Source organism: Escherichia sp. WS568 (assembly GCF_046486085.1).
Taxonomy (GTDB): domain Bacteria; phylum Pseudomonadota; class Gammaproteobacteria; order Enterobacterales; family Enterobacteriaceae; genus Escherichia; species Escherichia coli.
This window is the reverse complement of sequence record NZ_JBJQMC010000003.1, coordinates 204,274-215,585: the sequence shown is the minus strand read 5'-3', so window position 1 is coordinate 215,585 and position 11,312 is coordinate 204,274. Positions and strand designations below refer to the sequence as shown.

Here is an 11,312-nt window from a genome sequence, read left to right as displayed (position 1 = left end):
GATGGGCTACGTTTATCAGGTCTACGTTCAGGTTATTTTGTTGGCCGGATAAGACACTTCATTAGCATCACCATCCGGCATCATTCAGTTTTATTGAGTGACCAGGATTGAATCGACCAGTTTAAATTCCGGTGCTTTATCCAGCGGGATAACCTTGCCGGATTTCTCAGCGTCAACCATCAGCTTCAGACCCGTTGCACCGATATCCGCCGGGTTCTGGGCAACCGTCGCGGTCATTTGTCCGGTTTCCACCATTTTGCGGGCTTCCGGAATGCCGTCAGTACCGACGACCAACACTTTGCCCGTTTTTCCGGCGTTTGCGACTGCCTGAGCAACACCCATTGCCATCGTGTCATTCGCGCAATAGATCGCTTTAATATTCGGATTACGTTGCAACACGTTAGTGGCGACATCCAGTGCTTTAATACGGTCCCAGTCGGCAGGCTGGCTGGCGACAAGCTTGATCTGGCTTGCTTTTTTGAAGGCTTCGGTGGCACCATTACGACGCGCTTCACCGGAGGCGTTACCGGCTTTACCCTCAATGATTGCGACTTCACCCCCTTCGGCACCCAGCTTGTCAATAATGAATGACGCGCCTTTCGCCCCGACGGCAACATTATCGGTGGTGACAAAACCTTCCACATTACCGCCAGCTTTTTTCAGATTATCCATGTCGATTTTTTCATCGAGATTGACCAGATAAATGCCTTTTTTCCATGCGCGGGCGACAGGCATGACCAGATTTACTGAGGATAATGGCGCGAAGGCGATACCTTTGTAATTTTTATTACTGAGATCTTCAAATAACTGCAATTGAGATTGAAAATCGCCTTCTGAAGGAGAGGCAAAAATATCAACGCTGACGCCCAGCGTTTTTGCTTCATCTTCAATGCCTTTTTTCATATCTACCCAAAATGGGTTGGAGAGTGTTTTCAATACGACAGCATATTCGGCGGCAGCAAAAGCGCTGGTTGACAACATTAAGCCCACGAGTGTGCCACTGAAATATTTCAGATATTTATTCATAATCATGTTCTCACGGTAAGGGGAGAGGTAACTCCGCGATGGCGGAATTACCTTTTTCTTATTTCAGCGCGCCTGGTGAGAAGAAATCAACAATTGCGCCGGTTTTTTGCATATTAATATTAGCTTGTTCAATGTTGAGCTGGGCGACAGAGACAAAAAACGCGTCCAGCAAAGTTAGTTGTAATATTCTTGCCGAGGCATTACGACCTAATAACGGTGTTTCCGGGGCCGGTGAGCAAATAATATAATCGGCCAGCTTCGCTATCGGTGAATGGTAGCTATGCGTTATACAAATAATCTTTGCCCCGTTCTTTTTTGCCAGTTCTACAGCCGCTTTTACATCACTGGTTCGCCCGGAATGGGTCACCACCAGCACCACATCTCCTTCCTGTAACAACGAAGCAGACATCATCATGATGTGAGCGTCCGGATAGGCCTGGCAGCGTACGCCAATGCGTAAAAACTTGTGCTGTACATCAGCACAGATAGCATTTGATCCTCCGGCACCGTACAAATCCCGCTGTCTGGCCTGATAGAAAAAGCGGGCGGCACGGTGGATCTCATCAACGTTGACGATCGACTGACCTTCCATAATGGTGCGTAAAGTGATGTTAAATACCTTATTCACCACATCCTGCGGCGCTTCATCAAAAGCCAACTCGGAAGGCAATACTTGTTCTGACTGAGAAAAATAATCTTCCAGCGCACTGCGTAAGTTACGAAAGCCGCTAAACCCCAGCAGCTTTGATACCTTAACGATCATCGCTTCAGATACCGCCAGAGCTTCTGCGACATCTTTAATTGCGGGTGCACAACTCAGGTTACCGGGTTTGAGTAACCACTCCACGATGCGGCTTTCGTTTTCTGTCATTCCTTCCTGCTTCATTCGCAGGTAAGGCGCTAACCCGATACCGTTCGGAAGCGCTGAATCAAACTCTGACTGGCTCATCACGTTCTCTTGTCCTTGAATTGAAGACGCCACTATATCACCACAGCAAGAACAGAAAAGATGCTGGCAACTTCACAAAAAAATAAAATTTATAAAGTTTGTTTTGTTGTGAATAATGGAGAGTGGCTTAAAATTTCATTTCATTTAATCACTTTAAAAACATGATGTTATTTGTTTTTCTGGTTTATTGGATGATAGATGTTGCTGGATAGTGAGTGTCTTTAACGCTATTGCGCTGCCAGATGTAACTCTGTAAAACAGATAGGGAAGGCGGGTTTCATCGATTTTGGGTGTTTTTAATTCATTTACATCACAAATGTTTTTTGATTGTGAAGTTTTGCGCGGGCGGGGAAGATGAATGAAAAAGATTGCATTTGGCTGTGATCATGTCGGTTTCATTTTAAAACATGAAATAGTGGCACATTTAGTTGAGCGTGGCGTTGAAGTGATTGATAAAGGAACCTGGTCGTCAGAGCGTACTGATTATCCGCATTACGCCAGTCAAGTCGCACTGGTCGTTGCTGGCGGAGAGGCTGATGGCGGGATTTTGATTTGTGGCACTGGCGTCGGTATTTCGATAGCGGCGAACAAGTTTGCCGGAATTCGCGCCGTCGTTTGTAGCGAACCTTATTCCGCGCAACTTTCGCGGCAGCATAACGATACCAACGTGCTGGCTTTTGGTTCACGAGTGGTTGGCCTCGAACTGGCAAAAATGATTGTCGATGCGTGGCTGGGCGCACAGTACGAAGGCGGTCGTCATCAACAACGCGTGGAGGCGATTACGGCAATAGAGCAGCGGAGAAATTGAGATTCATCCACTACTTGCATGGATGAGTAATGACTAATGTGGATAGAGTTTCTTTTTGAGGTTGGCTAATGAAACGCTTTCCGCTATTTCTTTTATTCACCCTGTTCACGCTGTCCACCGTTCCGGCCCAGGCCGATATTATCGATGACACCATTGGCAATATTCAGCAGGCGATTAACGCCGCTTATAACCCTGACCGTGGGCGAGACTATGAAGATTCGCGCGACGACGGCTGGCAGCGTGAAGTGAACGACGATCGGCGCAGACAATATGACGATCGCCGCCGCCAGTTTGAAGATCGCCGCAGGCAGCTGGACGATCGCCAGCGCCAGCTGGATCAGGAGCGTCGGCAGCTAGAAGATGAAGAGCGGAGAATGGAAGATGAGTATGGGCGTTGATGTTGAGTTTAGAGCAGGCATCGCCCCTCACCCATCACGCCACCCCAATCTCCATCCCATCAAACCCCGCCTCAAACCCCGACGGCAGTGCGTTTTCCATCAGCCACGCATCAAACTGGTGGTTGATATGGGTCAGAATCACCCGTGGCGAGCGGATAACCTGATTCAGCGCAAGCACGGTATTTAAATCACAGTGATTACGCGGTGCATCCTCGCGCGGCGGGTGGCTGCAATCAATCACCATTACCTGCGGCTGATTATTGCGTAAAAATTTCAGCGTTTTTTCCGGCAAGCCAGCGGTGTCAGACAGCCACGCCACCCGGCTGTGTGCCGTTTCCAGCAGATAACCGAAGGTCAGTTTTGAGTGGTTGAGCGGCAGGGGCGTGACCTGTAACCCTTGTAAATCAAACACCACAAACGGTTCCATCGTGTGGCTGAAATCAAGCAGGCCCGGATGTTTAAACAGATCGTCGCAGCCCTGTTCATCCGGCGGGCCGTAGACCGGGATCTGATCGCCCACGCCCCAGCGCAGCGGAAACAGCCCCTGGACGTGATCCATATGATAATGCGTCAGCAAAAACTGCTGGAACGATCCTGGCGACCAGCGATCGGCGAGATCGTGCAGCCCGGCGTCGATCAGGGTGATTGCGTCGTTAAACTTTACTACGCCGCTGCATGGCTGGCGGCGATACTGCGGCGAGCGTCGTGCTCTGGCGCAGGCCGCGCACTCGCAGCCCCATGCCGGAACGCCCTGTGCGCCGCCGGTGCCGGTGAGCGTGAGGGTCAGGCTCATGTTACAGCGCCTTGGTGAAGCGGAAGTGGCTCTGCTCGTAGCCTTCGCGCAGATAGAAACGGTGCGCGTCGTGGCGCTTCACGTTGGTGGAAAGCTCAGTCATTTCGGCCCCGGCCTGGCGGGCTTCTTCTTCTGCCCATGCCAGTAATTTGCTGCCGACATTCAGACCGCGCGCCTGCGGCATCACCACCAGTTCCTGAATTTCGCCGATCCAGTTGACATGATGCAGATGAAACTGCAAATGCAGGCCGATCATGCCGACAACTTCGCCATCCAGCAGCGCCAGATGGTAGCGCATGTTCGGATCGCGCAGATTGGCGTTAAACCCCACGCGAAACGCGTGGTGGTCAAACTCCGCCTGTTTTAGCTCACAAATCAGCGCGTAAACTGCGTCGGTGTCGTACTGCGTAGCCGGGCGAAGCTCACAAGCAGGCATGGTGTTTCTCCTTCTGATGAATCAGCGTCAGCAGCTTGTCGACCGACTGGCGCAGGCTGCCGTCATTATTGAGCGTAAGACAATCCTGAGGAGTATAGCGGGCAGCGCGCGCCAGCCGGGCGTTAATTTCACTGGCATTTTCACGACCACGGTTTTCCAGGCGCTGGCGCAGGATCTCTGGCGAAACCTGTAAACAAACGGGCAGCAGCGCCGATTGATAGCGCGCCCGCGCCTGCGGCAGATGGGCGCGTGAGCCGTTGACCACCACGTCAAATCCAGCGTGCAGCCAGAGGTCAATCTCGACGCCGACGCCATAATACAGACCGTTAGCGTGCCAGCTTAAGGCCAGAAGGTTCTGCCCCGCGCGGGTAAAAAACTCCTGCTCGCTCAGGGCGATATGGTTTTCACTTCCGGCGCTGGCGGCGCGCGTGATGTAGCGATGCGCTACCAGTAGCTGAGTTTGTTCCCGCTGGCGGAGTTCCGTCAACAGACTGTCTTTTCCGGAGCCAGAGGCCCCCATTAACCAAATCAGTTTTCCCGTCATCAGAACACCCTTTTACCCTGACGCCAGACGTGGTCGATATGAATGTGGTTGCCCTTGCGATGCGCCAGCACCAGGTCGGCGCGTTTGCCCTCGCCAATCACCCCGCGATCCTGAAGATTAAGCGCCTGCGCCGGATTTTTAGTCACCAGCTTCACCGCCTGCGGCAGCGTAAAGCGGTTGCTCTCGTCATCGGCGACGCGAAATGCCGCATCGAGCAGGCTGGCGGGGTAGTAGTCGGAAGAGAGGATATCCAGCAGGCCAAGCTGCGCCAGTTCACTGGCCGCCACGTTGCCGGAGTGCGAACCGCCGCGCACGATATTCGGCGCGCCCATCAGCACGTTCATGCCATGCTTGCGCGAGGCTTCTGCCGCTTCGAACGTGGTGGGAAATTCGGCGATCACGCTGCCAAGCTGGTGGGATTCGGCAACGTGGGCGTGCGTGGCGTCATCGTGGCTGGCGAGGGCAATGTGTCGCGCGCGGCACATTGCGGCGATAGTTTCGCGATTAGGCTGTGACCAGCGTGCGGCAAGCGCCAGCTGTTCCTCTTCGTACTGCTGCATCTGCGCATCGGTGAGGGAATATTTGCCCTGATAATATTCGCGATACTTCTCGCGATTGGCGAACTGGCGCTGGCCCGGCGAGTGATCCATCAGCGACACCAGCGTCACCGGTTCGCGCTGCACCAGTTTTTCAAACAGCGGCAGCGTGGTGTGATGCGGCAGTTCGCAGCGCAGATGCAGACGGTGCTCGGCGCGGTTGACGCCGCGTTTCTGCGTCTCTTCGATGGCGTTGATCATCTTCTCCAGATTCTCCAGCCGATCGCCGCCGTCGCGCACGTCGCCAATCGCCACCGCGTCCAGCACGGTGGTGATGCCGCTCGCCACCATCAGCGCGTCGTGGCTACTCATCGCCGAGTGGGCGGGCCAGTCAACCTTCGGGCGCGGGGTGAAGAATTTATCCAGATTATCGGTATGCAGCTCAATCAGCCCCGGCAGCAGCCAGCCGCCTTCGCCATCCATCGCTTCTGGCAGGCGGCTCTGGCTTTCGGCAAAGGCGCGGATTTCGCCATCCTGCACCTCCAGCGAACCGTGCACCACCTCGTTTTCCAGCACCAGCTTAACGTTATTGATAATCATGAAGAGGCTCCCATTGGGTGCAGGCGGTCGGCGACGTCATTACGTACAGCTTCGTCATGGAAGATGCCTACGATGGCTGCGCCACGGGTTTTGGCTTCGCGAATCAGTTCCACCACCGCGGCGCTGTTTTTGGCGTCCAGCGAGGCGGTAGGTTCGTCAAGCAGCAGAATGGGGTAGTCGACGATAAAGCCGCGGGCGATGTTGACGCGCTGCTGTTCGCCACCGGAAAATGTCGATGGTGCCAGGTGCCACAGGCGTTCCGGCACGTTCAGGCGGGTGAGAAGACGCGCGGCTTTAGCGGCGCAGGCTTCACGCGGAACGCCGGTATCGAGCAGCGGCTGCATCACCACTTCCAGTGCTGAGATACGCGGGATGACGCGCAGAAACTGGCTCACCCAGCCGACGGTGGTTTTGCGGATTTCCACCACTTTGCGCGCTGGCGCGGTGACCAGGTCTACCCACTCGTCACCGTGTTTGATCTGGATTTGACCTTCGTCGGGTAGATAGTTGGCGTACAGCGAGCGCAGCAGGGTTGATTTGCCGCTGCCGGAGTGACCGTGGAGCACCACGCATTCGCCTGCGTTGACGGTGAGCGAGGCACGTTGTAAGACGGGCAGGCGTACGCCGTTTTGCTGATGCAGGATGAAGGTTTTACTGACGTTTTGTACGTTAATCATTTTTCGCCTCGTGGTTCGGGTGTCGGATGCGACGCTGACGCGTCTTATCCGACCTACGGGGAGCGCATTTGTAGGCCAGATAAGGCGTTTACGCCGCATCCGGCACCGGCTCAATTCTGCAAAACCGATGACACCAGCAGCTGGGTATACGGATGATGCGGGTCGTCGAGCACGCGGTCGGTTAACCCACTCTCCACCACCTGCCCCTGCTTCATCACCAGCAAACGGTCCGCCAGCAGGCGGGCGACGCCTAAATCGTGGGTGACAATCACCACCGCCAGGTTCAGCTCCACCACCAGGCCGCGCAGCAGGTCGAGCAGGCGCGCCTGCACCGACACATCCAGCCCGCCGGTTGGCTCGTCCATAAACACCAGCTTCGGATGCGTCACCAGGTTGCGGGCAATCTGCAAACGCTGCTGCATGCCGCCGGAAAAGGTGGTCGGCAGGTCGTCGATCCGGTTAGCGGGAATCTCCACCTCTTCCAGCCACTTCTGCGCGGTGGCGCGGATGTCGCCGTAATGACGCGCCCCGGTCGCCATCAGCCGCTCGCCGATATTGCCGCCTGCCGATACCTGGCGGCGCAGGCCGTCGAGCGGATGCTGATGTACCACGCCCCATTCGGTGCGCAGTAAACGGCGGCGGTCGGCTTCGCTCATGCCATAGAGGGAGCGGTTTTCATAGCGAATCTCCCCCTGCTGCGGCGTCAGGCGCGCGGAGATCGACTTCAGCAGCGTGGTCTTCCCGGAGCCGGATTCCCCGACGATGCCCAGCACTTCCCCCGGCCATAAATCAAAAGAGACATCGCTAAAGCCTTTGCCCGGCGCGTAAAGGTGGGTCAGGTTATTGACCGAAAGTAACGGTTGATTCATTGGTTTTTTGCCTCGCTCTGTTGGCGGCAATAATTGGTATCGGAGCAGACAAACATGCGGTTTCCGGCGTCATCCAGTACCACTTCGTCGAGATAGCTGTGGGTCGATCCGCAGATGGCGCATGGCTCATTCCACTGCTGAACGGTGAACGGGTGATCGTCGAAATCGAGGCTTTCCACGCGGGTAAACGGCGGCACCGCATAGATGCGCTTCTCGCGCCCCGCGCCGAACAGTTGCAGGGCGGGCATCATGTCCATTTTTGGGTTATCGAATTTCGGGATCGGCGACGGGTCCATTACGTAGCGCCCGTTTACCTTCACCGGATAGGCGTAGGTGGTGGCGATATGACCGAAGCGGGCGATATCTTCATACAGTTTCACCTGCATCACGCCGTACTCCTCCAGCGCGTGCATGGTGCGGGTCTCCGTTTCGCGCGGCTCGATAAAGCGCAGCGGTTCGGGGATCGGCACCTGGAAAATAATGATCTGATCTTCGGTCAGCGGCGTTTCGGGGATGCGGTGGCGCGTCTGGATAAGCGTCGCATCGTCCGTACGTTCAGTGGTGTTTACCCCGGTCACGCGCTTAAAGAAGTTACGGATCGACACCGCGTTGGTGGTGTCATCCGCACCCTGGTCAATCACCTTCAACACGTCGCTTTCGCCAATCACGCTGGCGGTAAGCTGGATACCACCAGTTCCCCAGCCGTACGGCATCGGCATCTCGCGCCCGCCAAACGGCACCTGATAACCGGGGATCGCCACCGCTTTTAAGATGGCGCGGCGGATCATGCGTTTGGTCTGCTCGTCGAGGTAGGCAAAGTTGTAGCCGCTCAGATTAGCCATGGTTCCGCTCCTGTTGCAGACGTTTGAGTAGCTCCAGTTCGGCCTGGAAATCGACGTAGTGCGGGAGTTTAAGGTGCGAGACAAAGCCTGCGGCTTCGACGTTGTCGGCATGCGCCAGCACGAACTCTTCATCCTGCGCCGGGCCTGTCGCGTGCTCGCCGTACTCCGGGGCTTGTAGAGCGCGGTCAACCAGCGCCATCGCCATCGCTTTGCGCTCGCTCATGCCGAACACCAGCCCGTAGCCGCGCGTGAAGTGCGGCGGCTCATCCGGCGGGTCGATAAAACCGTTGACCATTTCACATTCGGTCATCAGCAGTTCGCCGACGTTCACCGCAAATCCCAGCTCTTCCGGCACAATCGACACGTCGATATAGCCGCTGCGGATTTCGCCTGCGAACGGATGATTGCGTCCGTAACCACGCTGGGTGGAGTAGGCCAGCGCCAGCAAATAGCCTTCGTCGCCGCGCATTAATTGTTGCAGGCGGGAGGAGCGTGAGCAGGGGTAAACCGGCGGCGTGCGGGTGATGTCGTCCGGCTGTGCGCCGCTATCTTCTTCAAACTTCGCCAGCCCCTGACGCGCCAGCAGGCTGAAAACGTGCGGCGACGGCTGTTGTTCGCTGTCGGCTGTGGTCAGCGTCGGCGCTTCGCCGTTTGCCAGCAGGGTGAAATCGAGCAGGCGATGGGTGTAGTCGTAGGTTGGGCCAAGCAGCTGGCCGCCGGGAATATCTTTATAAACCGCTGAAATACGCCGTTCGAGACGCATCTCCGTGGTGTCGAGCGGCTCGCTCACCGCAAGCTTCGCCAGCGTGGTGCGGTAGGCGCGTAGCAGGAAAATCGCTTCGACGTTATCGCCGCTGGCCTGTTTCAGCGCCAGCGCCGCCAGTTCGCGGTCGGCAATGCCGCCTTCGGTCATCACGCGATCTACTGCAAGATTAAGCTGCTGTTCAATCTGGGCGACGCTCAGTTCAGGCAAATCGGTATTGCCCCGGCGTCGGCTCTCTTGCAGGGCGTGGGCGGCGTCGATCGCCTTCTCGCCCCCTTTCACGGCAACGTACATCAGCACACCTCCACATGAGTGGTTCGCGGGATAGCCAGCAGGCGCTCGCCGCAGGTCAGGATCAGGTCGATGCCGAGCGGGAACGGGTGCGGGCGCTCGGTAAGTTCGTGCAGAATGCACTCCGGCAGCTGCGGGGCGATCATTCGTTCTTCGGCAATACCCGCGCCAGTAAGGCGCAGCATGCGCCCGCCGCTCAGGCTGACGACCTGTAAAATCAGCGTCGCGCCCGCTTCTGGCGCAACAGCGGTGCCGCTGGAAAGGGCGTTAAGCTGTTCGCTGGAAATCGCCTCATCCGTTACCGCGAAGGTCGCCAGTTCCGGCTGATTGACCAGCGGCGCGTTGGTATGAAAACGCAGGCTCTGGCTGACGATATCGTTACTTAATGGCGCAGAAAGCCACACCGGCGTGTCGTTATCGGCCAGCGTCAGCAGCACGCTGGTGGTGGCGATATTCAGCGGCTGCCAGCCGCGTTTGAGCTGATGCAGGGCGACAATCACGCCCGGCTCGCTCATGGCCTTTAACAGGCGACGAAAACTGTGCTGGGCATCCTGCACGGGAAGCATAAAAGCGGTTTCCAGGGTCATGCGTTATCTCCGCGAACCATCGTAAAGAAGTCGACCCGGCTGGCGTTTACTTCGGCCTGGCGTGCGGCAATGCGTGCCATACGGTCAGCGTTCAGCGGGGCAATAAGAGTTTCTGATAAGTTTTGAAAATGGCGGGTTTGCTGCATCAGCGCGTCGATCAGCGCGCAGCGTTCGGCGTGCTGTTTGTCGCGCCCCAGCACCCAGCTGTAGCCGAGCGTGCCGTCAGTCAGGCGTACGGCGGCGCGGGTGAGCGTGGCGTCGCCAGCAAAAAAGCGTTCGCCGGTGCCACCCATCCGCGCCTGAATCTGCACCAGGCCGGTTTCAGCGGCGCGGATTACTTCATAGTCGGCGGTGATGTTCAGCGCGTTCAGGCGGGCTGCCAGCTCAGTCGGTTGGCTGTGCGCCAGTACGGACATCCAGTGCTGGCGGGTCGCGGTATCTGCGTGCATTCAGTGCTCCATAGTGAATTCAATCATGTCGGCGCGCGTCAGGCTGACGGAGTACTCCGCCGGGCTGCTTTCACCGTCACGGTGGTTAAGGGTGCGCACGCACAGCAGCGGCGACATATTCGGGATTTCAAGACGCTGGCACTCTTTGGCCTGGGCGCGGCGGGCGCTGATCCGCGTCTGGCTGCGGCGCAGCGCAATTCCGGTTTGCTCGCGCAGAAAATCGTGCAGCGAGCCGCTGTCGAAGCGTTGCAGCGTCGGCCAGAGGGCGAGGTCCGCAAAGTAGTGGTCGATTAAACAGAGCGCGACGCCGTTGACCCGACGCAGGGTGCGCAGGTGGATAACGTTCTCGCCCTCGGTAATCCCCAATGCGTCAGCGACGTGACCGGAGGCGGGGCGCAGCACCGATAGCAATTTTTCGCTGGTGGGATGGCTGCCTTGGTCCAGCAGGTTCTGGCTAAAACGCGCCTGGGCGTTGAGCGGGTAATCGAACGGGCGCATCAGCACCAGCACGCCGACGCCCTGACGGCGCTGTACCCAACCTTTTTCCACCAGTTGGTCGATGGCGCGGCGCAGGGTGTGGCGGTTCACCTCAAAGCGCGCCGCCAGTTGCTGCTCGGCGGGAAGATAGTCGCCGCAGCGGTAGTGTTGACGAAGCTCCTGCTCAAGTTTTGCGGCTATCTCCTGATAGCGTGTTGGGTAGCTGGTCGGATGTGTAGACAAGTGCATAGATATCAATGCCTCGCT

15 protein-coding genes are annotated in these 11,312 nt (G+C 56.9%); 2 read left to right on the top strand and 13 right to left on the bottom strand.

Annotated elements, in window-relative coordinates; genetic code table 11:
* Positions 1-90 precede the first annotated feature (90 nt).
* Positions 91-1,026 carry a D-allose transporter substrate-binding protein gene (gene alsB, locus ACJHWR_RS05225; protein ID WP_024175763.1) on the bottom strand — a complete coding sequence of 312 codons (936 nt, stop codon included), beginning with the start codon at positions 1,024-1,026 and terminating at the stop codon, positions 91-93.
* Positions 1,027-1,084: 58 nt separating this feature from the next.
* Positions 1,085-1,975 carry a D-allose utilization transcriptional regulator AlsR gene (alsR, locus tag ACJHWR_RS05220; protein WP_000083216.1) on the bottom strand — a complete coding sequence of 297 codons (891 nt, stop codon included), beginning with the start codon at positions 1,973-1,975 and terminating at the stop codon, positions 1,085-1,087.
* A 358-nt stretch (positions 1,976-2,333) separates the two neighbouring features.
* On the opposite strand from alsR, the gene rpiB reads away from it, so the two are divergent.
* Entirely contained in the window at positions 2,334-2,783 is a 450-nt protein-coding gene (gene rpiB, locus ACJHWR_RS05215; protein ID WP_000716796.1) for a bifunctional allose-6-phosphate isomerase/ribose-5-phosphate isomerase RpiB, read from the top strand.
* Between the two features lie 68 nt (positions 2,784-2,851).
* Positions 2,852-3,181, top strand: a complete 330-nt coding sequence (gene yjdP / locus ACJHWR_RS05210) for a DDRRRQL repeat protein YjdP (RefSeq protein ID WP_000819727.1) — start codon at positions 2,852-2,854, stop codon at positions 3,179-3,181.
* 34 nt (positions 3,182-3,215) lie between these two features.
* On the opposite strand, the gene phnP is transcribed toward yjdP, so the two are convergent.
* The 11 genes from phnP to phnF all read right to left on the bottom strand — a co-directional run bounded on the left by phnP (position 3,216) and on the right by phnF (position 11,294).
* Positions 3,216-3,974 carry a phosphonate metabolism protein PhnP gene (gene phnP / locus ACJHWR_RS05205; protein ID WP_000059909.1) on the bottom strand — a complete coding sequence of 253 codons (759 nt, stop codon included), beginning with the start codon at positions 3,972-3,974 and terminating at the stop codon, positions 3,216-3,218.
* A 1-nt stretch (position 3,975) separates the two neighbouring features.
* Positions 3,976-4,410, bottom strand: coding sequence for an aminoalkylphosphonate N-acetyltransferase (phnO, locus tag ACJHWR_RS05200; RefSeq protein WP_001110490.1), 435 nt, complete (start codon positions 4,408-4,410; stop codon positions 3,976-3,978).
* Positions 4,397-4,954 (bottom strand): ribose 1,5-bisphosphokinase, encoded by a 558-nt coding sequence (phnN, locus tag ACJHWR_RS05195; RefSeq protein WP_000145993.1) that lies wholly within the window; start codon positions 4,952-4,954, stop codon positions 4,397-4,399. Before phnN ends, phnO begins: the two co-directional genes overlap by 14 nt.
* Positions 4,954-6,090 (bottom strand): alpha-D-ribose 1-methylphosphonate 5-triphosphate diphosphatase, encoded by a 1,137-nt coding sequence (gene phnM, locus ACJHWR_RS05190; RefSeq protein WP_000586291.1) that lies wholly within the window; start codon positions 6,088-6,090, stop codon positions 4,954-4,956. The genes phnN and phnM overlap by 1 nt, the downstream gene beginning before the upstream one ends.
* Positions 6,087-6,767 (bottom strand): phosphonate C-P lyase system protein PhnL, encoded by a 681-nt coding sequence (gene phnL / locus ACJHWR_RS05185; RefSeq protein WP_000611429.1) that lies wholly within the window; start codon positions 6,765-6,767, stop codon positions 6,087-6,089. The genes phnM and phnL overlap by 4 nt, the downstream gene beginning before the upstream one ends.
* Before the next feature lie 110 nt (positions 6,768-6,877).
* Positions 6,878-7,636, bottom strand: coding sequence for a phosphonate C-P lyase system protein PhnK (gene phnK, locus ACJHWR_RS05180; RefSeq protein ID WP_001075536.1), 759 nt, complete (start codon positions 7,634-7,636; stop codon positions 6,878-6,880).
* Positions 7,633-8,478, bottom strand: a complete 846-nt coding sequence (gene phnJ / locus ACJHWR_RS05175; protein WP_000002290.1) for an alpha-D-ribose 1-methylphosphonate 5-phosphate C-P-lyase PhnJ — start codon at positions 8,476-8,478, stop codon at positions 7,633-7,635. Before phnJ ends, phnK begins: the two co-directional genes overlap by 4 nt.
* Complete coding sequence (gene phnI, locus ACJHWR_RS05170; protein WP_001361479.1) at positions 8,471-9,535, bottom strand: alpha-D-ribose 1-methylphosphonate 5-triphosphate synthase subunit PhnI; 1,065 nt, start codon at positions 9,533-9,535, stop codon at positions 8,471-8,473. The genes phnJ and phnI overlap by 8 nt, the downstream gene beginning before the upstream one ends.
* Complete coding sequence (gene phnH, locus ACJHWR_RS05165; protein ID WP_000171616.1) at positions 9,535-10,119, bottom strand: phosphonate C-P lyase system protein PhnH; 585 nt, start codon at positions 10,117-10,119, stop codon at positions 9,535-9,537. The genes phnI and phnH overlap by 1 nt, the downstream gene beginning before the upstream one ends.
* Positions 10,116-10,568, bottom strand: a complete 453-nt coding sequence (gene phnG / locus ACJHWR_RS05160) for a phosphonate C-P lyase system protein PhnG (protein WP_000542803.1) — start codon at positions 10,566-10,568, stop codon at positions 10,116-10,118. Before phnG ends, phnH begins: the two co-directional genes overlap by 4 nt.
* A complete protein-coding gene (phnF, locus tag ACJHWR_RS05155) occupies positions 10,569-11,294 on the bottom strand; it encodes a phosphonate metabolism transcriptional regulator PhnF (protein WP_001351883.1) in 726 nt (241 codons plus the stop codon). It abuts the gene before it with no gap.
* Positions 11,295-11,312 lie beyond the last annotated feature (18 nt).